The sequence below is a fragment of the Prosthecobacter algae genome, from assembly GCF_039542385.1.
GTDB classification, from domain to species: domain Bacteria; phylum Verrucomicrobiota; class Verrucomicrobiia; order Verrucomicrobiales; family Verrucomicrobiaceae; genus Prosthecobacter; species Prosthecobacter algae.
Genome location: NZ_BAABIA010000003.1, coordinates 557,586 through 579,800 on the forward strand (window position 1 = coordinate 557,586; position 22,215 = coordinate 579,800).

Annotated in this window: 9 protein-coding genes; 4 read left to right on the plus strand and 5 right to left on the minus strand. The window is 61.7% G+C overall.

The annotated features are described in order from the left end of the window. Positions 1 to 11 precede the first annotated feature (11 nt). Positions 12 to 6,848, minus strand: a complete 6,837-nt coding sequence (locus ABEB25_RS09065; RefSeq protein ID WP_345736066.1) for an Ig-like domain-containing protein — start codon at positions 6,846 to 6,848, stop codon at positions 12 to 14. Positions 6,849 to 7,058: 210 nt separating this feature from the next. On the opposite strand from ABEB25_RS09065, the gene ABEB25_RS09070 reads away from it, so the two are divergent. Next, positions 7,059 to 8,729: an FMN-binding protein gene (locus tag ABEB25_RS09070; protein WP_345736067.1), complete on the plus strand. Its 1,671-nt coding sequence runs from the start codon at positions 7,059 to 7,061 to the stop codon at positions 8,727 to 8,729. Between the two features lie 120 nt (positions 8,730 to 8,849). Further along, on the plus strand, positions 8,850 to 14,258 hold the full coding sequence (locus ABEB25_RS09075; RefSeq protein WP_345736068.1) for a S8 family serine peptidase: 5,409 nt from the start codon (positions 8,850 to 8,852) through the stop codon (positions 14,256 to 14,258). Positions 14,259 to 15,238: 980 nt separating this feature from the next. On the opposite strand, the gene ABEB25_RS09080 is transcribed toward ABEB25_RS09075, so the two are convergent. From ABEB25_RS09080 to purM, 3 genes are all read right to left on the minus strand, one after another. Continuing rightward, the gene (locus ABEB25_RS09080) at positions 15,239 to 16,546 is read right to left on the minus strand and encodes a DUF1501 domain-containing protein (protein ID WP_345736069.1); all 1,308 of its coding nucleotides are present in this window, start codon (positions 16,544 to 16,546) and stop codon (positions 15,239 to 15,241) included. Between the two features lie 41 nt (positions 16,547 to 16,587). Further along, on the minus strand, positions 16,588 to 18,795 hold the full coding sequence (locus ABEB25_RS09085; protein ID WP_345736070.1) for a DUF1549 domain-containing protein: 2,208 nt from the start codon (positions 18,793 to 18,795) through the stop codon (positions 16,588 to 16,590). A gap of 180 nt (positions 18,796 to 18,975) precedes the next feature. Next, positions 18,976 to 19,971 (minus strand): phosphoribosylformylglycinamidine cyclo-ligase, encoded by a 996-nt coding sequence (purM, locus tag ABEB25_RS09090; RefSeq protein WP_345736071.1) that lies wholly within the window; start codon positions 19,969 to 19,971, stop codon positions 18,976 to 18,978. Positions 19,972 to 20,141: 170 nt separating this feature from the next. On the opposite strand from purM, the gene ABEB25_RS09095 reads away from it, so the two are divergent. Together ABEB25_RS09095 and ABEB25_RS09100 are read left to right on the plus strand one after the other, a co-directional pair. Then, positions 20,142 to 20,570, plus strand: a complete 429-nt coding sequence (locus ABEB25_RS09095) for a hypothetical protein (protein WP_345736072.1) — start codon at positions 20,142 to 20,144, stop codon at positions 20,568 to 20,570. Positions 20,571 to 20,631: 61 nt separating this feature from the next. Next, a complete protein-coding gene (locus tag ABEB25_RS09100) occupies positions 20,632 to 21,345 on the plus strand; it encodes a hypothetical protein (RefSeq protein WP_345736073.1) in 714 nt (237 codons plus the stop codon). Positions 21,346 to 21,503: 158 nt separating this feature from the next. Here ABEB25_RS09100 and purQ read toward each other — a convergent pair whose 3' ends face one another. Beyond that, positions 21,504 to 22,211: a phosphoribosylformylglycinamidine synthase I gene (gene purQ / locus ABEB25_RS09105; protein WP_345736074.1), complete on the minus strand. Its 708-nt coding sequence runs from the start codon at positions 22,209 to 22,211 to the stop codon at positions 21,504 to 21,506. Positions 22,212 to 22,215: the final 4 nt, after the last annotated feature.

The following is a 22,215-nucleotide window of genomic DNA, read 5'->3' on the forward strand; positions in this document are numbered from 1 at the left end:
ACAAAAAGGGATCAGGGTTGAATCACGATCTGGCCACCGTTGACCTGTTGAAGCTGGCCCTGATTGGTAAAGGTGCCGCTGATATAAAGGGTGGTGTCGGCCACCTCCGCACGGATGGTGCCGAGGTTCAGGATGGCCTGCTGCGGCGAGTAGCCATACAAGTAACTGTTGGTCTGGCTCACCACGGTGAGCCCTGCACCGAAGGTGAGTGTGGACGGTGCCGGATTGAACACATCTGCCGGGTAGGCATTGAGCGAGGAGCCCGAGAAGATGGACCCGGCCAGGATGATGCGCGCCCCTGTTCCGGCGATCGTCTGAGTGCCATTAAAATACACCGTGCTGGAGTTCAGCGTCAGCGTGTGGCTGCCCATGGATAGGCCGTTCGTCACCTTCAGGAAGCCACTTTGCTGGTTGATGTTCGTGGCCAGGGTGACGCCATCGAGAGTCCAGTTGAAGTTGTTCGATGTCAGCAGAGGCCCGGCGCTGGCCAGACTGCCGCCTTTCAGCGTGCCACCCTGGAAGATCCAGGGTGCCCCCGGAGTATCCGGCACAAAGGTGAAGCCCGTATTGTCCAGGATGCCTGTGATGGCACGTGTACCACCCGTGCGGTTGATCACGCCGAGCTCGCTGAGACGGAACTCGCCGCCGAAGTCGAGTCGGCTGTCGGTGGCATTGATGGTGCCGTTGTTCACCCAGTCCCCATTGAGGTTCAACTGGCCCTCCGTCACCTGCACGGTACCCTGGAGGTTCACCGACTCCAGGGTGGCCACCGCATTTTGGGCCACCGTCAGCAGGGAACCATCCGCCGTGGTCACCGTGCCCCCCAGGATCTTGCCGGCGGAGAGGATGTTCCAGGACCCGGTGGCTGCATTCAGCGCCAGCGTTTTTCCGGTGTTGTCCAGCGTGCCCGCGATGTTCACCGTGCCGCCCGTGCGATTCAGCGTGCCGAGCTGGGCCAGGGTGAAATCCCCGGCCATCGTCAGCTTGCCCGTGCCAGAAAGATTGAGGGTACCCAGGTTGGTCCAGGGCTGGTCGGTGTAGCCCTCAAAGTGAAGATTCCCTGCCGTCGCTGTGATCGTACCCTCATTGGTGAAGCGTCCGGTCATGTAAACGGCGGTGGCGTAATTGACCTCAGGTGGGATCGGCACGTTCGCGTTGATGCTGCCTTTGATGATGAGATGCGCCGTCTGGCCATAGGCCCGAAGGCCCGCGTAGTGGCCGAAGTGGAAGCTGATGCCAGGCTCGAACGTCAGCACCCCTGGGTCCACAGCCCCGGACAGGGAGCCATCGTTCGTGCTGAGTTCCAGCCCACGGAAACCATCGCCGCCATCAAACTGCAACGCCCCATTTCCAGAGACCGACTGCGTGCCGTAGAAGTATAAAAATGGCGAGTTAAAGTGGCCTCCAGGCCCCACGCTGCCAGCGATGATGTCGGCATTGTTCAGCACCAGCCCATGCACGATGTAAAAGACCACGCTGGAGCCAAGAAGCAGATCCTGATTCAACGTCACCCCATCCAGCCGCCAATCCGAATTGGCAGGCACATTGATGGGGGCGGAGCCGGAAAGGATGCCCCCCTTGATGGTGCCTGAGGTGCCGATGCGGACGAAGTTCGGCAGGGCATCCAGCATTAGAGTTTGGCCGACGTTGTCCAAGATGCCTGTGATCTCCACTGAATTGCCCGTGCCCGTGTAGTTGCCGATCTCGTTGAGCTTGAATTCGCCTTCGAGAAGAACCGTTCCGTTCGTCCCATTGATGGTGCCGTGATTGGCCCAGTCATCCGTCAGCGTCAGCCGCACGCCGGACGGCACCGTCACCAGTCCCTGGATGTCCACACTGCGCAGCCGGGAGTTGAAGGTGCCGCCGACGACCAGAGCCGCCCCGTCCGCCGTGGTGAGATTCCCGTTTTGAATCTCGCCATCCAAAAGCTCCCAGTTCCCCGTCGTGGTATTGAGCGCCAACGTGCCATTTTCCAGATCCATATAGCCTGAGATGACGACACGGCCCCCGGTCCGGTTCAGCGTGCCGATGGCGCTGAGGGGAAAGGCGTAACCGCCCTCGCCGAAATCCAGACGACCGGCGGCGCTGACTTGCAGAGTCCCGTTATTCACCCAGGTATGGACCAAGCTGATGCGGCCGAGCGCCGTAGAAATGCTGCCCTGGTTGTTGAGGTTGCTGATACGCAGGTGGGCACCGGGGGCATCCGTCATGAGGGTGCCCTGGTTCACCACGGAGTTCAGGAAGCTTTGAGTCGCGATAAAGGCATCACCCCGCGTCCGGACGGTGATACCTGCCTCCAGAATGCCCTGAATATCGGCATAAATCTGGCCGCCTGTGCCAAACACAATTTCTCCGTTTCCTGCTACCGCCGTGGCACTGCCATAGCAGGTGAGGTAACGAGTATTTGCTCCGTTCTGATCTTGGAAAACCAGGTTCGCATTTTCCAGCCGCAGACCGCCGATGACGGTGACATTGCTGAGTTCTCCCACGAAAAGGTCACTGCCCAAAGTCACCCCGGCGAGGGCTACGGCGGAGTTCTCCGCCACGACCAGGCGTGCGCCGCCCTGGGTGGTGATGGCGCGGGCCTGCACATAGGAGCCGCCCAGATTTACCTCCAGCTCCGGCGGTCCGTTGATGACCACCAGATCGTTAGGCCCAGGGATCGCACCGGTGTTCCAGTTGGCTGCATTGTTCCAGTTGCCGCTGCTGCCGCCCGTCCAGAACACGGGGTCGCCCTCCACGCTGAATTGCCAGGTGCGGTCTGCCGCCAGCGCATTGTTGGAAAGGTCCTTCACGCCCGTCGTCAGCACCGCCTGGTAAACACCCGGCGGCAGTTCGCCCGTGACGGTGAAGGAGGCCGCCTGGATCTCTGGGCGGAAGGTCACAGCGGAGGCCGTCACCGGCACATCGTCACCGGTGCCGAAGATATCGTCTGGACCGGCCTCGGTGACCACAAAGGTCGTGTCATTCACGGTGGCGGAATCCAGGGCCTCGCTCATGAAGGCCAGCGCGCTGGTCACCTTTCCGGTTAGGCCAGAAGGGCCCACACGCGTCACCACAGGCGGTGTGGTATCCGGCACCAGGGTCACGGTAAATTCGCGGGTCAGCGTGGCATTGCCACCCGTGTCCGTCGCCCGAGCACGCACTTTGAACTGGGTGCGCAGGGCCGTGGCCTTCGGGGTGAGGAAGCGATGCTCAAAGGGGTAGTTCCCATCCACCGAGACCAAGGCGCCATCCACGTAGAATTCCACATTGCGCACCTGCACATCATCCGTCACTCCGGCGGAAAGGCGCATCAGCTTGCCAGACTCTGCCACGCCCGTGCCATCGGCTTGGTTCAGGGTGAAATTAGAACTGAGGGCGACCGTCGGGGCTTGGCCCTGGGTATCAAAGGCCTGGTAAGCCATCACTTGCAGGCCGCTGGCCGCATCCGCCACATAAGCGATGCCATTGAAGATGGAGAGCGCGGTAGCCACCCCCGGTGTCAGAAAAGTGGTATTGAAAACCGGCTGGCGACCGTCATTGCCGAGCTGGTAGGCATCCACATCATGCGGGTCCGACAGTGGCGAATTGGGCCCCACGGCGACGAGGGCCAGCCCGGAGCCGTTGCTGACGAGTTGCTTCCAAGCGACTTGGCTGGTGAGGAAGTTTTGCAGGACGGGCGGATTGCTCTCGCTGGCGGCGGTGTCCAACAGATGAAAGCCCCGGCCGTGCACGGCATACAGCGTGCCTTCCCCTGCAAACAACCTAGGCCGCCAGCCAGTGATGGTCTGGTCCAACAGCGGCACCACGGCCCCCACGCCCAAGTCCGCCAGACTGATGCACGTCACCCGGCCCTGCTGCAAAACATAGAGATGCTCCCGCCACACGGCCAGATCATAGATAAGGCTATTCACGGGCAGGGAGATGCGCTCCAGCACCGTGCGGCTGACGAGGTCCACCGCGACCACAGTGCCATTGCTCATCGCGACGTAGGCCGTGGGGCCGCTGACAGTCACCACCCTCGCGCCATGCACCCCGCCGCCCACATTCACCTGCGCGGCGATGCGGACGTTGTTGAGGACGGAAAGATCCACCAGCACCAGGCCCGTCAGCCCATCGGCCACCACGGCGGTGGTTCCAGAGATGGCCACGGAAGCCGCCTCGCCCGGCGTGTCCAGATCCGCCACCCGCGTGGGGTTCAGCCCGGTGGCCACATTGAAGATGCTGACACCCGCCGCACCATTGGCGGTAACGACCAGGTTGTTGCTGGAGGCCACATCCACCGCTGGGCCGGAGGTGGGCACGCTGGCCAGGATGCCCGTGCTGGCGGCCAGACCGCTGGCGGGATCGCTGCCCTGGCGGATTTCCGTGCCATCGGGGATGCCGTCGTTGTCCGTATCGGCCTGAGTGGGATTCGTGCCGATGACGGACTCGGCCAGATTGGAAAGGCCATCCCCATCCAGGTCCACCGTCGCCCCATTGGCGGCGGAGATGCCGGGGAAAAGTAGCGTGGACTGGCTGCCGGTAGGGCCACTGGTGAAGGAAGTCTCCGCCACGGCCAGGGTGGAGGGGTAGAAAAAGCGCACCACAAAATCCGTCTCCGGCGTGAGGATGAGGTTCGGCAGAGCACCAGAGCTGGAGGTCCGGCCACGCTGCAAGACCTGGCCATTGTCCTCACGCACCAGGACAAAAAAGGCGCTCTCGGGCTGACGAATCGGGAAGAGGCCGGTGGTGGTCACGGTGGCCAGTTTCTGGCGAAGCTGCGCCCACTGCGGCTCATAAAATTCATGCGCGCTGAGACCGCCGAGATGGGTGTTGAGCTGGGCCTTCGCCGCCGTGATGACGGCCTGCTCCTGCACCGTCGGTGTGTAGCCCTCAGGCTTGCCGGCATAGATATCTTGGATCTGCTGCTCGATCTGGTAATGCGCCAGCATGGAGGCGGCCAGGGCCTCGTAACTCATCACCAGACTGTCCACCTGGGCATTGCCAGAACCCGCCATGACAGAGGCCCCTAGGCTGCGTTTGCCCTTGGCTGACTGGACGGAAGGCGCACAAGGCGGCTGCGGGCGGCCTGGGCCAATGCCATCCGCATACTCCACATAAAAGTCGCGCAGGGCCTCCAGATAAAGCCGGTAGGCATGGGCATCGGCCACCATCTTGTCCATCTCCTGGAACTCCTTGCGGGCCCCTTTGCCAAATTTGAAAAGCTCCTTCACACCCCGTGGGATGTCGCCCAGCATCTTGATGAGGCGACCACCGATGCCCATGCCTGCGTTGGTGGCATTCGCAGCGATCATTTCCTGCACTTCTTGGAGATCCTGCGGGTCCTTGAAACCTGGGCCGCAGGGAGGAAGTCCCGGCGCACCCGGACTGCCGATGGAGGGCCCGTTTGGCTGTCCCGGAGGTGAACCCGGATCGCCTGGGCCGCCGCCGCCGGCGCTGGGGTTCGTGCCATGCCAGCCGGGCTGGCGCACGCCCACACCGGCATCGGTCTTCACAAAGTTGCCATCCTCGGTCACTGTCATCGGCCCCACCACTTCCCACTCGCCCGTGTCATGGTTGAAGGAAAACAGCGCCGACTTCGCCCCCGGCGGCAGCTTTTGCCCCGTCACAGGATCGGGCAAATTCGGGAAACACACTGGCACGGGTGTGTCAAAGTTGCTCGCGCCATCGGTCTGGATGGTGATGACCATCGGCAGTTCCAGCCCTGGGGGCAGTGGGCTGGGCAGGCGATTGGGGTCCACCGGGGCCAGCCCCACCTGACCGCCACGGGTGCCGTCATCGGCAAACAAAGAGTTCGCAGGGACGAGGAGTTCCGTCCCCTCCAGTTCCGGATACTCCGCCAGCACACTGGCGGGGAAATCAATCGGCGTGTCCTGCATTTGACTCACCGCACTGAGGCTGCCTGCGATGATCTTCGGCAGGTAGATGGTGCCACGGGCCGTGTCGTCGCTGTTGCCGGAAAGGTTGTCCGTACGGCCAGCGATGGCGTCCCAGCGTTTGCCCACATTGGGGTAGTAGTCGCCATTGGGGTAATTGCTCACCAGGGCAGTGCGGCCATCCACATGCACAAAAAAGCTGCCTGCGGGGCACGGTGTCAGCGTGAAGTGGCCATTCACATCCGTCGTCGCGCGCAGGGTTTCCTCCGCGCCATCCACCGTCACCGTCACGCCCTGCAACGGCACATCGGCGCCACCTTCGCCCAGTTCACTGGCCAGCACACGGCCCGTGATGGCGGTGCCTGCCAGCGCGGTGATGCTCAGCGTATCAAACGACGTGGTGTAGCTGCCACCGGCCGTGCCATCGCCATCGGGATCCACCGGGCGGCCCACGAGGTCATTCAGGCCGGTGGGGGCAAAGGTGACATGGATGCGCGCATTCGAGGGCAGCGGCTCCTGGTAAAACAGCGTGGCCTTCTTTTTGTCCGAGGAAATCTCCACCCGCGCCAAGATCTTGCGCCCGCCAAACTCGGCATAAAATTGGTTCGTATCCAGCACCGCATTGAGCGCCAGGGGCATGGAGAAATTCAGGATCGTTTCACGGGTCACCGCCACGCCTCCTGCACCGCTGTGGGGGGAGGCCGACCGCACATGCGCCAGGGGCAGGGCCTGGGGAGAGGAGGTCTCCAGGATCAGCTTCACCAGCTCGGCATGGTCCGCGTCATTGATCACGCCGTCCTGGCTGAGATCGGCAAAAGGCAGCAGCGTTTCAGCCAGCAAAGACGTGCCTGCGGTGTGGCCCACCAAACGGGCCAGATCATGGGCGGTGAACACCCCATCTTTGTCGAGATCCCCGAGGGCATCGGATTCGACCTGGGCCAAGAGAATCCCGTGACAAAAGACCCCCCAACACAGCAGGGAAGACATCCGTGCAAAAAGTAACTTCCAGGCGCGCATAAGAGTCAAAAGGGTTAATTCGATAAAGGAGTTTTACACTTTTTTTTACTCCAAGTATCTCATAGCTCAACGGACTTAAGGAAAATATTCGATAGCATCCTGAATCATCTCTAAAACGTGGCAAAAAGCACGACAACACTGGGATTGCGGGGCACGGGCATCCATCGCAATTTATCGGCCATGCTCTTCCACCGCTTTCGCCCCCACCTCATCCGCCTCTGGCGGTTGGCGCTGCTGGTGGCAGTGGTCCTGCTGCTGCGGGAGAACGCCCAGCAACGGGCGCTGGAGGAAACCGTGGCCGCCCTGCAACCCGAACGCCTGCGGGACTTCTTCCCCCAAGCCACCAGCCTTGGCGAGGCCCAGCCCGGCAGTGGCTGGCGGCCCGTTTTGGATGCGGAGCAAAAGCTGCTGGGCCATGTCACCACCACCGCGCCGGAATCCGACCGCCTCATCGGCTACTCCGGCCCCACCACCACCCTGCTCGCCTTTGACTCGCAGCGGGTGCTCATCGGCCTGCGCGTGCTGAAAAGCCACGACACCTCCGACCACTTGGCCGAGGTGGTGGCGGACCGGAAGTTCTTCAACCAGTTCAAAAAACTGAAGCCGGGCGAGGCTGCCAAGCAGCCCCTGCACACCGTTACCGGGGCCACGCTGACGAGCGCCGCCATCGCCCAGGGTGTGATGGCCAAGCTGGGGCAGTCTGCGGGCACCTCCCTGCGCTTCCCAGACGAGATCACTCTGGCCGAGGTGCAGACCTTGTTGCCTGAGGCCACCGCCCTGCGCCCCGCCCCAGGCTACCCCGGTGGCCATGAGGTCCTCAACAAGGAGCAAAAGAAGATCGCCCTCGCCGTGCGCACCTCTCCGGTGACGGATACGGTGATCGGCTACAAGGGCCCGACGGACACGCTGCTGCTGCTGGACCCGGACGGCCTGGTTTTGAAAAAGATCGCCCTGCGCCGCAGCTACGACACGAAACGCTACGTGGCCTATGTGACGGGGGACAGTTACTTCCTCAACCTCTTCAATGACCGCCCGCTGGAGGCCCTGGCGGAAATGGATTTCGAAAAAGCGAAGGTGGAGGGCGTGTCTGGGGCCACGGAAACGAGCTGGTCCATGGCCGAGGGCCTGAAAGTACGCGCCCGCCATCTGCTGGAGCAACGCCCCGCCGGGTGGCTGCGGCAGATCCAGTGGCGCTGGCAGGACTGGGGGCACGTGGCCGTCATCGTCTCCGCCCTGGTCATGGCTTTCACCCGCCTGCGCGGGCGGGCCTGGGCCCGGCACAGCCACCACGTGCTGCTGGTGCTGTATGGCGGCTTCATCGCCGGGGAGCTGCTGTCCCAGGGCCTGCTCACCGGCTGGGCCGCCCATGGCACTCCCTGGCGCAGCGCCCCCGGCCTGCTGCTGCTGGCGGCGGTAGCCCTGCTGGGGCCTGTGATCACCAGCAAGCAGCTCTACTGCCACCACATCTGCCCGCATGGCGCGCTGCAGCAGCTTCTGGCCCGCAGGCTGCGCTGGCAGTGGCGCGTGCCCGCCCGGCTGGACCGCGCGCTCTCCCTGCTGCCCTTCCTCCTCCTCGCCTTTGTCCTCATCAGCGTGGTGGCTGGCTGGGCGGTGGACCTGAATGCGCTGGAGCCCTTCGATGCCTACCTTTTCCGCGTGGCCGGGTGGGCCAGCATCGCCATCGCTCTGGCCGGGCTGGCCGCGTCCCTCTTCACCCCCCTGGCGTATTGCAAATATGGCTGCCCCACCGGAGCCGTCTTCAAGCTGTTGCGCTTCACCGGGGATGCAGATCGCCTGGGCGCGCGGGACTGGATCGCCGCCAGTCTGATCGGCCTGCTGGCTTTCCTTTGAATTCGGAAAATTCACCCCGCCACATCCAGCCTTTACAGGGCAGCCGTCTCTAGGTTAGCCTGTTAAATACGCAGGTCTGTCCGGCAGCCCTGCTTTTTGTCTTACCCTCCCCCGACCTGCATGAGATCTTCCACCCAGCGCCTCCTGGCGGCGGCTGTCCTGGTGCTATTGAGCATCAGTGTGTGGCAGATGATGCAAAGCCCCGTTTCTCTGCCGGGAGAAACCGCCCCGCCAGATTCCCTCGGGGTCGCCAGCGCTCCCGCCCCCCTCCCCCCTGGCCTGCCCGCCATGCAGGCAACGCAGGTCCGGGAGAAACCGACCCAACCCGGCACTAAAACGGACCGCTATGCAGGCCGGGAAATCATCGCGGAAAAGGAAACCGTGCAGCAGGTGCAGGGCAGCCAGCAGGTGAAGCGCGTGCGGCTCCTGCGCGATCCCTCCTTCAAGTATCCCATCATCCGCGTGGAAGATGAACTGGTGCGCGGCCCGGCTGGGGACCGCCTCATCCGTCAGGTGGCCATGGTGGGTGACCATGTGATGGTCAAACCTGCCGACAAGAAAATGAGCGAGGCCGCCCTGCTGGAGGCGCTGAAAAAAGAAGGGGCCACCCTGCGCCGCAAGATGCCCGCCTCCGGCACCTGGCTGGTCGCTTTCCCCAAGCCGGATCTGGATACCGTGCCGCGCATGGTCGCCGAGATTTCCGAGATGAAGCCGCTCATCCGTTATGCCGAGCCGGACTTCATCGTGAATGCCAACGTGCTGCCGAACGACCCCGGCTTCACCAATCTCTGGGGCCTGGACAATACAGGCCAGGCCAGCGGGCTGGCGGATGCGGACATCGATGCGCCCGAAGCCTGGCAGATCACCACCGGCAGCGATGCGGTGAAGGTGGCCGTGATTGATACCGGCATCGATGCCAGCCTCACCACCGCCCATCCCGACCTGCAGGCCAACCTCTGGATCAACCCAGACGAAACCGTCAACGGCCTGGATGACGATGGCAATGGCTACATCGATGACGTGCGCGGCTGGGACTTTGTGAACAACGACGCCCTGCCCCAGGATGACCACGGCCACGGCACGCACTGCGCTGGCACCATCGGTGCCGTAGGCAACAACGGCATCGGCGTCACCGGCGTGTGCTGGGATGTCTCCCTCATCGCGCTAAAGATCCTGGATGCTGGAGGCAGCGGCACCTCCTCCGACGGTGAAGAGGCTGTATTTTACGCCACCGGCCTCGGCGTGACACTGACCTCCAACTCCTGGAGTGGCGGCGAATACTCGGCCATCCTGAAGGAGGCCATCGACGAGGCCGCCGCCGCCGACATCTTGTTTGTGGCAGCAGCAGGCAACGACTCCAACAACACGGATTACTTCCCCGCCTATCCCGCCTCCTACGACAGCCCCAATATTATCTCAGTGGTCAACACCACCCGGCTGGACACCCTTTCGGATCTTTCCAACTACGGGCCTACCTCCACCGATCTCAGCGCCCCAGGCACCGAAGTTTACAGCACGCATCTGAACGGCGGCTATGCCACCATGAGCGGCACCTCCATGGCCTGCCCGCATGTGGCCGGGGCCTGCGCCTTGCTAAAGTCCCTGCGGCCAGGGCTTACCTCTCAAAACATCCGCAACATCGTACTGAAATCTGTGGATGAAATCCCCGCCCTGGAAGGCAAGACCAGCACGGGCGGGCGGCTGAATCTGCACAAGGCCCTCCTGGGCACACAGGATGTACTGCTCACCCCCGGCAGCGGCCTCATCGCCTCCGGCGCGCTCAATGGTCCCTACACCCCTTCCAGCAAAGTTTACACCGTCTCCAACGAGACCCAGCAGACGGCCACCTGGACGGCCTCCGCCAGCCAGCCCTGGGTCACCCTCACCCCCGCCAGCGGCACCCTGACCGCTGGGGAAACCATGACGCTCACCGCCACCCTCAATGCCCTGGCCAATGAGCTGCCCGCAGGCACCCACGTGGGCACCCTCACCGTGGTCAATCCAGGCACCACCCGCAGTGTCACCCGCCCCCTGGCCGTGCAGGTGAATTCGTTCCCGGTTTACGATCACAACCTCGATACCGACCCCGGCTGGGCCCGCACGGGCGAGTGGGCCTACGGGGTGCCGCAGGGCCGGGGCGGCGATTCCTATGGCCAGCCGGACCCCCGCAAAGGGGCCACAGGCAATCAGGTCTTCGGCATCAATCTCGGCGGCGACTACTCCATCCAGCAGGCCCCGGCCCAGTACCTCACCGCCGGTCCCTTTGACCTTTCCGAGTACCGCAACACCCGCCTGCATTTCCAGCGCTGGCTGAATTCCGACTACCAGTCCTGGGTCTATGCCACCCTTCAAATCTCCACCGATGGCAGCACTTGGCAGACCCTTTGGAACAACGGCGTCACCACCGCCCAAACCTCCACCTGGACTCCCATCGAACACGACATCTCCTACTACGCCGATGGCCAGGCCACCGTCTATGTGCGCTGGGGCCATGAGGTGGCTCGGTCGGACAGCTTCCCCTTCTCCGGCTGGAACTTGGATGACATCCAGATCATCGGCACGCCCAAGCAGCAGCTCCACCTCACCCTGCCTGCCACCCTCAAGGAAGGCGGCACCGCCGGGCTGGCCCGCGTGACGGTCTCCCCCGCGCCGCCGGTGGATCTCCTCGTCACCCTCGACTCCAGCCGACCCGGTCAGGAAGTAAGCCACCCCGCCACCATCACCATCCTTGCCGGCACTGAAGAGGCGACCTTTGACGTGGCCGCAATTCAGGATGCCCTGGCCGATGGCAGCCAGCCCGTCACCCTCACGGCTACGGCCACCGGCTACCCCGCCAGCACGGCCACCCTAGTGGTGCATGATGATGAGCAAGTAACGCTCTCCCTCAGCCTGCCCGCCAGCCTCCAGGAAGGCAGCGGCCTCGTGACCGGCCAGGCCAGCCTCACCCTCAGCATCCCCGCCGGGGCCAGCCTCCAGGTGAATCTCCAATCCAGCGACACCACGGAGCTGCAAGTCCCGGCCACCGTCACCGTCTCCCCGGGCCAGGAGTCCGTCAGCTTCCCGCTCACCCTGCCTGATGACAACGTCATTGACGGCACCCAACCCGTGACGGTCACCGCCTCCGTCACCCAGTGGACTCCCGCCCAAAAAAGCCTGAACATCACTGACAACGAGTCCACCAACCTTTCCGTGACGCTGCCTAACCAGCGATTGGAAAGCGCAGGCGTCCTTTCCGCCGCAGGCAGCGTCAGCGTCTCCGGCATCCTGGCCGCCCCGCTCACCGTCAACCTCAGCAGCAGCGATGTTTCGGAGCTGAGCGTGCCCGCCACCGTCACCATCCTGGCAGGCAATTCGGCCGCCAATTTCACCCTGCGCCTCCAAGATGATGCAGAGGCCGATGGCGACCAGTCCGTGGGGGTCACTGCCAGCAGCACAGGCTTCACCTCCGGGATGAAAAGCATGATCGTGGCGGATGATGAAGTCCCCGCCCTGCCCACCCAGCCCACCCCAGCAAACGGCCAAAACCCCACCCCGCCCAATACCGGACTGACCTGGCAGTATGATCCCCACAGCGGTGCGACACCTGAAAGCTACGAGATCTTTTTTGGCACAGATCCCTTGCCAAACGATTCGTTAGGCAGCACCCCCACGCCTTCCTGGCAGCTTCCCCTGCCCGGCCTCCAGGCGGCCACCACCTACCGCTGGCGCATCGTTTCCCGCAAGGGCAGCGCCACCCGCCAGGGCCCGGTGTGGGCCTTTACCACCCCGGAGGTCGGTGCCCTGCACCACTTCCGCTGGGACCCCCTGCCCGCCGCCGTGGCCCAGGGCGTGCCCGTCCCCGTGCGCCTGACAGCGGTGGATCAATATGACCTGCAACTGGACCGCTATGACAAACGCGCCAGCTTCAGTGCCCGCATCGTCCAGCCAGAAAAAGTCACCGGCACCGGCAGCTATCCCTGGAGCTTTCCCCTCGCCAGCAATTACCACGATGCCCGCAGCCAGAGCATCTTCACCCCGGCGGAGGCTGGGCCCGCGGGACGCCTCACCGCCCTCGCGCTGGATGTCCACACCCCACCCGGCCAACCGCTCACCCAGTTCACTATCCGGCTGCGCCACACCGCCAAGACCGATTACCTCAGCGGCGGCCTCACCTGGGAAACTGAGGGCTGGACCACAGTTTATTCGGCGGCGCAGGCCCTCCCCACCTCTGGCTGGACCTGGTTCACCTTTCAGACCCCGTTTGATTACGATGGCAGCCAAAACCTGATGGTAGACATCAGCTTTAACAACAGCGACTTCAGCACCGCCGGGGCCACCCGCACCACCATCATCGGTGACTACCGCACCCTCGCCTTCCGCACGGACAGCACCCATGGCGATCCCCTCACCTGGGAGGGCAGCAACCCCAGCGCCCTCGCCTACAATGGCATCCCCAACCTGCGCCTGCGCCGGACCGATGTCGCCGTGCCCATGACCCCGGAGACCAGCGGTGCCTTTGCACACGCCGTCTGGAGCGGCCAGGTGACCCTCCAGGCCACCGGCCAGGGGGTGCAACTGCGCGCCACAGACCCGGACAATGCCGGCATCCTCGGAGATTCCGCCCCCTTCAACGTCGTGGTGGTGGATGACTTCACCCTCGAAGCCGAGCCGCCCTTCACCGGTGGCAGCACCAATGTCATCACCGGCCTGCCCCTGGCCAGCGGCTACGAGTACGAATTCCAGCGAGCCACCCTGCCCAACTTCAGCGATGCCGCCTCCAGCGGTTACCTCGCCACCCCCCAGCACCTTTTCAGCCAGCTCAAAGACGGCAAGCTCTACTACTTCCGGGGCCGCGCCCGCAATGCCGGGGCGCTGGGCCGATGGTCGCCCGCGCAGACTTCCACCCAGGATGCCACGCCGCCCACCCTCACCTTCACCCCCGGCAGTGGCGGCATCACCAGCCACGCCACCACCACGCCCACCGGTCTGGGTGCGGATGCCACCAGCGGTATCCAAAGCATCACCATCAACGGCACACCCGCCACCTCCGACGATGCCCTAGCCTCCTGGTTCGGCCCCAGCCTGCCCCTCGAAGAAGGACTCAACACCTTCTCCGTGAGCGCCACAGACAACGCCCAGCCGCCCAACGTCCGCAACGTCACCTGGAGCATCACGCGCCTCACCCAGCCCGATGCCGATGACGATGGCAACGGCATCACCGCCCTGCTGGAATACGCCTTCCACACCACCGGCGACCCCTCCGGCCAAGGCATGCCCACCGTCTCCTTGGAAAAACATCCGGGCACAGGAAAAATGCACCTCGTGCTGACCTACCGCCGCCTCATTTCGAACCCCTCCGCCATCGTTTACACCGTCGAAACCAGCACCAGCATGAGCGACTGGCAACCCGTGGAAACCCCGGTGGACATCCTTTCCACCACCACCACCGGCGATGGCATGACCGAGCAGGTGAAAGTGCGCATCAACCCCGGCATCGAGGCCCACCAACGCCGCTTTGCCCGCGTCCGCGTGGCCCCGCCAGCCAACTGAGGCGATTGAGCCTCTCGGGGGGGCCATATCCGTCGGACGGATCGCGCTTTTTAGCTCCCAGGCATGGGCACTCCTGATCTCAGACTCGCTCATTGCATCGGAGGGGCACAAGGATACAACCCCACGAATTCGCGAAGCGTCCCGGAGTGCGGTGGCAGAGAAGCCCGTGCCAACAGGCTTCGTCGACACCGCTCTCGTGCGGAGGCCAAAGGCAGACCTCACCCTCCCAGTCCGAGCGCAGAGGAAGCCGCGTCGCGCACCTTCACGTTCATTCACGTTCATTCACGTTCATTCACGTTCATTCACGTTCATTCACGTTCATTCACGTTCATTCACGTGCCTTCACGTTCATTTACCTCGAGACCCGCCCATCCCCCTGCCTCGCACATCGCGAGCGCGGCCAGCGGCCTAACAAAAGGATTATTCACTCATCGCCCCCTCTGGCTCCGGCGAAAGCGGTGTCGCCGAGGTCAAGGGCTTGCCCCTTGCCTCATAGGGCTGCAATTCGCAGAGCGTCCCGGAGTGCGGTGGCAGAGAAGCCCGTGCCAACAGGCTTCGTCGACACCGCTTTCGTGCGGAGGCCAAAGGCAGGTCTCACCCTCCCATTCCGAGCGCAGAGGGAGCCGCGTCGCTCACCTTCACGTGCCTTCACGTGCCTTCACGTTCATTTACCTCGAGACCCGCCCATCCCCCTGCCTCGCACATCGCGAGCGCGGCCAGCGGCCTAACAAAAGGATTATTCACTCATCGCCCCCTCTGGCTCCGGCGAAAGCGGTGTCGCCTAGGTCAAGGGCTTGCCCCTTGCCTCTCTGCCACCGCACTCCAAGACGCTCTGCGACTGCGAGCCGAAAAACTATCCGCACAGGGACTGTGCGGGCTACTTTAAAGACCTTCCGTTTCGCTCCCACCCAACAAAAAGGCACCCGGCCAAAAAGGCCGGGTGCCGGGATCATGGTCAGACTGTCAGGAAACCGCGCCGATTAAGCGAAGATATCCACCACAGGCACGCCCTTGTCACCGACGGTGAACGGACGGTTCGAAGGCGACATGACGACTTCGTCCACAGGCAGGCCCATCGCGTGACCGATGGTGGCCAGGAAATCCTGAGGGCTGGTCTGCTTGTCGGCAGGGCGGCGGCCTTCCTTGTCGGTCGCGCCATAGGCGAAACCACGCTTCGCACCACCACCGGCAAAGACCGTGGAGTAAGCGAGAGGATAGTGGTCGCGACCGTCGTTTTCATTGATGTCAGGCGTGCGGCCGAATTCGGAACCGAGCACCACGAGGGTGGACTCGAGCAGGCCCTTGGCCTCCAGGTCCTGAAGCAGGGCGGCAAAGCCATTGTCCAGCGTGGCACCATTGCTGGTCATGCCGTTATCAATGGTGTTGTGCATATCCCAGCCACCCATCTGCACTTCGACGAAGCGGACACCGCTTTCCACCAGGCGGCGTGCCAGAAGGCAGCCCTGGCCAAAGCTGGTTTTGCCGTACTTCTCGCGAGTTTCAGCGGATTCCAGCGTCAGGTCGAAGGCCTTGAGGTCTTCGCTCTTCATCAGCTTCAGCGTCTCGTCATAGAACTCGGTGTAGGCCTTCACATCTTCTGTCTGGAACTTCTTGCGGAAAGAAGTGTCAAACTCGTTCATGAGGCTGATGCGCTTGCCAAACAGGGAATCATTTTCCGTGGTCGGCTTGATGTTCTGAAGGCCGGTTTCCGGATTGGAAATCGGGATCGGAGACATGGCGGGTGGGAAGAAGCCTGCGCCAGGATAGGCACTGCCGCTGTTCACGATGACGCTGTCTGGCAGGGTCTTGTCCTTGATCTTGCCCAGGAAGTGAGTGCCCCACACGCCCATGCAAGGATGCACGATGGTGGTGCGCGGCTCATAGCCGGTCTTCATGATGTAGGTGCCGGACTCATGCACACCTGTCTTAGAGGACATGGAGCGGATGATGGACAGCTTGTTGGCGTTTTCGGCCAGCTTTGGCAGGTAGCTGCCCAGGTAGTCGATGCCTTCGGCCTTGGCCTTGATCTGCTCGCCCGGGCCTTTGGTGGCGCCAGTCTTCGGATCGAAGGTGTCCAGGTGGGTCATGCCACCATTCATCCAAAGGAAGATGACGTGCTTCGCCTTGCCAAACCCAGGGGTGCCTGGGCCGGAGACGGAGGCACCTTCCGCAGCCGCCATCTTGGAGGCGATGCCGGGGAGGAGGCTGACGCCGAGGGCGGTTTTCGCCGTGTTCATCATGAACTGGCGGCGGCTGTGGTCGTTGAGGCGGAGTAATTCGGTTTTCATATTCAAATCGTTTCGTCGGTTATCGTTCAAGGATTTCGTGATTACTGGATGAACATGAATTCACGCGTGTTGATCAGCGCCCAGATCATGTTGCCATAGCCGTCTTCACCGCTGGCGCTCAGCGCGCGTTTGGCGATTTCCTTTTCCTGCAGCGTTGGTCGGCGGTTCATGATGGTCATGAACATGCGCTCCACTTTCTCCGAAGGGCCGGTCACTTTGTTCATCGTGCGCAGCACCAGGGAATCACTGCTGGTGAGCATCTTCTGCGCCTTGCCGTTCATCATCATCAGCACCTGCGGCACGTTGCCGATGCGAGAGCTGCCATCGATGATGTTGCGGGGAGACTGGCCGAAGTCGATCAGGAAGTGGCCACCAGGAGCAGGCTGCTGGATCTCAGAGGAGCGCATCAGGCGCATGCCTTCATAGGCCAGGATCTTGCCGGGGCCATCGGTGGCGGTCGTCTTCTCAGCAGCGGCGCTCTTGGAGCCGCCTTCCATCATCATGCTACCCTCGCCAGCCATATCCAAGCCGCCACCCATGAGGGCGTTTTCCTTCTCCTGCATGCGGCGGAAGGCGTCGTATTTGATCAGCACGGTCTTAGCATCCACCTTGGTGAGATCCAGGTCGATCGAGCGGGCATACAGGTCCTGGAGAGGAGCCTTGTAGGCATCGGGCTGGCCCAGCACCAGGGTCATGTAGGAGTCCCAGGCCTGTTCAGCCGTCATGCGGCGCAGCATCGGCCCCTGGAAGTAATAAACTTCACCGAGAGCAATGTTTTCAGTGGTGGCTTCCGACTGGTAAGCGCGGGTGTTGTAAACGATGCGCATGAACTCCTTGAGGTCGAACTGCACACGCTTCATTTCCTGGGCCAGATGCTTCAGCAGTTCTGGGTTCGAGGCCTGCTCGATGTCATCAATGTTGGTGACGGGCTCATTCACGCCGGAACCAAAGGCACGCTTCCACATGCGGTTGGCGATGGTCATGGCAAAGCGGGGATTCTCAGGATGCGTCATCCAGTTGGCAAAGGAAGTGCGCAGCTTTTCCTCATCGTTCTTCTTCTGCTTGTAGGCAGGGTTGTTCTTGTCCTGGGGGGACCAAGTCACGAACTTCGGTGCCACTGGGTCGCCAGGCTTGCCGTCTTTGTACTGGTAGTCATGCGGCAGCTTCATGCCGTTCATGTCGCGGTCTTTGATCGCGGACTGGTTGGCACTGATGTAGTTCTGGATGCCGTTGCGCAGGCGGCGGATGTCCTGGCCGGACTTCTCGATCATCGGCTCAATGTCGGCCATCAGGCGATCGCGAGGATTGGTGCCGTTGAGGTCCTTGGCGTTCAGACGGGTGGTGGTGGCCCCGAAGAAGGAGGCCATTTCATAGAACTGCTTCTGCGTCCAGTCGGCGAAGGGGTGGTCATGGCACTGGGCGCAGGCCACGTCCGTACCCAGAAACACCGTCAGGGTGTTGGCCAGGTTGTCCAGCGGCATACCAGCATCGCGGAGGAGGTAGCCCGCTGCGCCGTTGTAGGTGCCGTCTTCTTTTTTGTCCCACATTTTGCCAGTGGCGGTCACCATCTGATAGACGACCTTGTCCCACTTCTCGTTTTTGGCGATCTGGTCCTTGAACCAGTTGATGTAGGGGGTGCCGCGGACGTTGTCCTGCTCGAAGTTGTCCTTGATGCGCAGCATCTCGGCAAAGTAGTTGAACATGTGTGCCTTGTAGCCATCGGACTCCAGCAGCATGTTGATCAGGTTCGAGCGCTTCTGTGGGCTCCCGTCCTTGATGAAGGCGCTGGCCTCCTCGTAGTTCGGGATACGGCCGGCGATGTCCAGATACACGCGGCGGACGAACTGCTCGTCATTCGCCATCGGGTTGAAATTCGTGATCGGCGGCTTGCCAGCGGTCTGGCGGGCCGGGTTGGCCTTCATCAGGCCAGCAGCTACCAATTGGTCAATCTTGGCCGAGGCCTGGGCCACGGTGGCATTGGCCATCATCTGCGGGGCTTCGGGCGGCAGGGCGGCCTGGGCAGCCTTGGCGATGGCCTGATCTTCCGCCGACAGACGAGTGAGCGGGAAGCGGTGCTGGAGCTTTTCTTCGGTTTCCAGGACGATGAGATCGCCCTCGAGTTTCACAAAGGCGGCTGAGACCTGGCGGCCTTCAACGTCGGTCCAGGTGCGGGTTTCCGCTGCTTGAGCGGAAATGCCCCCGAGACCGGCGATCAGGAGACCGGCGAGCATGGATTTGGTGGCTTTCATAGGTGGTGATGGAGAGTGGAGACGAGTCTCTGCCCCAAAAACGCGCCACCCACTGCTTCATTAGCTATTTTCTGGCAATTTTATTCAAAAACCGCCTCGACCGCCCTTCATCACTCCTCAAAAAGCAAAATGCCGCCCCCAAAACAGGGACGGCATTTCAAAGAGATTGGAAAAACCGGCTTATTTCACCAGTTCGCAGGTCACGTCCCCGCTTTTGTCCATTTCACCCAGGACCACAGCACCCGTGCCCACTTTGAGGGCTTTTTTCGCCTGCTTGGCGTCCACGATGGCCACCCAGCCGATGCCCATGTTGAAGGTGTCCCAGCAATCCGCTGGGTCCGCATGGCGCAGCACCTTCTGCACCACGTCATTTTGCCAGAAAGGCACCTTCAGGTGGCAGCCAAGACCGCGCTTGGTGAAGATACGGCCCAGGTTTTCCACCAGACCACCGCCAGTGATGTGCGCCATGGCGGCAGGTTTCACCTTGGCCTTTTTCAGGCCCCAGCACTGCTCATGATACAAAAGCGTAGGAGTCAGCAGTTGCGCGGCGTCCTTCTTGCTCAGCTTGATGCTTTCCTTTTCCAGGATGCGGCGCACGAGGCTGAAACCATTGGCGTGGAAGCCCGCGCTCGGCCAGCCGATGAGGACATCGCCCTCTTTAATCTCGGCAGGATTCAGCACGTCCTTCTTCTCCGCAGCCCCAATGGCAAAGCCGGACAGCTCCACCATGCCTTCGAGCACAGCACCGGGCATTTCGGCGGTTTCTCCACCAGCCAGGATGCAATTGCAGGAGACGAGGTATTCAGACATCCCGGCGATGATGCGCGCGAGCTGCTTTTTCTTGATCTGGTTCACGCCCACGTAGTCGAGGAACATGATCGGATCCGCGCCGCAGGTGAGCACGTCGTTCACATTCATCGCCACCAGGTCCTTACCGGCGTTTTCCAGCAGGTCGTATTTCAGCAGCAGCTCAAGCTTCGTTCCCACGCCATCGCAGCCGGTGAAGATCATCGGCTCCTTGTACTTGCTGAGGTCATACCCTGCGGCAAAGAGACCGAAAGCATTGGCCAGCTTGCGCTTCTTTTGGGTGGCCTTCACCAGCGCGCCGATGTCATCCACAAAGGATGCTGCTTCATGGATATCAACGCCGGCCTGTTTGTAAGTGTGCTTGGACATGGGAGAAAACCCGGCGCGCTCAGCCACCGGAAAGTCTGAGAGTGCCTCGGGAAGGCCGGGATGCAAGTGCGGGGTGAGAGGAAACCACCGCCACCAGAGTCGGCCCGCCGTCAAAACCCCGGTTAGGGCTTGATTCCCAGCGAGCCAATCCGTCATTGTGCCTTCTTCTCATGAATGCCTCCCTCCCACGCCTCTTTTTACTGCTGCTTGTGGCTCTGGCTCCCGTCTTTGGTGGGGAAACTTTCACGCCGCAGCTAGGGAGTCCTGAACGCAAAGCCATCGTGGATGCGCTGCGTATCCCGGTGAAGGCGGAGTTGAAAAAGGAAGTCATCTTCAAAATCAGCCGTCTGAAACTTCAGGGCGACTGGGCCTTTCTAGCGGGCGTGCCCCTGAAGCCGGATGGCAGCGAGATGGACTACCGAGGAACCATCCACGCCGAAGCCATCCGCGAAGGAGCCTTCGATGGCGGCATCTTTGCCCTTCTGCAAAAGCGGAACGGCCAATGGAAAACCGTCCGCTACATCATCGGTGCCACGGATGTGCCTTACGTGGACTGGCCCCAGGAGTTCGGCGCTCCGGCGGTGATTTTTGAGCCTTGAATGCATTTGCCGAAACGCATTCACTTCCCACCTCTCAAGGAGCCTTAGCGACACAACTTTCATGACACCTGCGGTCCTTAAATTTTTCGAAGCTGCGGCAGATCAAGTGACGGTTGAAGATGTGGTAAAGTTTTGCCCCCATGACCCCGGCTACCCTGAGTATGTCCGCACCTTTGAGTCCATTTTAACATCACGGGTCATTCCCCTCGATTTTGATTTTGATATCTCAGAAACCATCAATCTGACTCAATACAGTCATCCGGAAAAAGAATTCCAGACTCAAGAAGCACTCCGATTTCGTCGCTTTCGGATCTTCACCAATGCCGTTGGCTTAGCGATCATTTTGGGGCCTAACGAAAGTGGTTGGCTCCTGGCCTGCAACTACTACGCGATCAATCTCATCGAAGACATCGACGCACTCGAAGATGATCGTTTGGAAGATCTCCTCCTCCCCGTGCTGGTGGAAATGTACCAAAAACTTTCGCTCGAATTATGGCGTTCAGAAGAGAGTCTTTTTTATCTCCTGGCTCAACTTCTCATCGGCTTCAGGCGCGATGCACCGCGCGCCCATCTCAATGAACTCGCCGATCAATTGATGACGCATGAAGCCAAACTCGATCTCGATCTAAAAGAAGGCCGTCACGGGTTCCTCTGGCAACGCACGACTTATGATCAAATGCATCCTCGGTGGAAGCACTTTGTTGAAAAGCTGTTTCCGCCAGTGGCCACTCAAGATTCCATCTCGCGGCTGCGGGAAGCTCTTCTGGCCTCATGACGGATTCACCTAGCGAATCAAGAAATTGATTCCCGAAATGTGGCGGGTTGGATCAGGTAAAAAAAATTTGCCAACCAACTTCTCCCCAATTCTTGCTCCCGGCCCTAAAACCAAACACCCCAGATGCGAGGCAACTGGGGTGTTTGAGAAGTGGTTTGTTAGGCCGCAATCGCTTCAGCCACACCTTTGAAGAGGTAATAACCCCAGCCTTGCTCGGCCCCATTCCAATCGGGATCGTAGTGGGTGTTTTTGGCGATGAAGCGCTCGGGGTGCGGCATGAGGCCGAAGACGCGACCGGTATCATCCTGGAGACCGGCGATCTGGGCGCTGGAGCCGTTGATGTCCTTGCCGTAGAGCAGGGCGGCGTGGCCGTCCTTGATGTATTTTTCGGCATCGCCGGATTCACCGACGAAGCGGCCCTCGGCGTGAGCGACGGGCAGTTCAAAATTGTCTGGCAGGGCCTTGAGGAAGGGGCTGGTATTGCCGTTTTTCTTCAGCGGGGTCCAGCGGCAGATGAAACGACCGGTGTTGTTATGAATGAGGCTGCCGCGCGGGAGGAGATCGAGCTGCGTGAGGATCTGGAAACCGTTGCAGATGCCGAGCACGTAACCGCCATCGGCCACGAACTGCTTCAGGCGCTCACCCAGCTTGTGCTTGGTGATGAGCTGGGCGATGCGGCCGCTCATGACGTAATCGCCATAGCTGAAGCCACCGGAAAACACGATCAGCTTGGCGCGGTCCAGCGAGGTAGGCTCCAGGTGGGCGACGGGCAGGACTTCAGCGGTGAAACCTGCGGCTTCCAGCGCGCGGGAAGTTTCCAGGTCGCAGTTGGTGCCGGGGAATTTGATGAGAAGGGCGTGGGGCATGGAA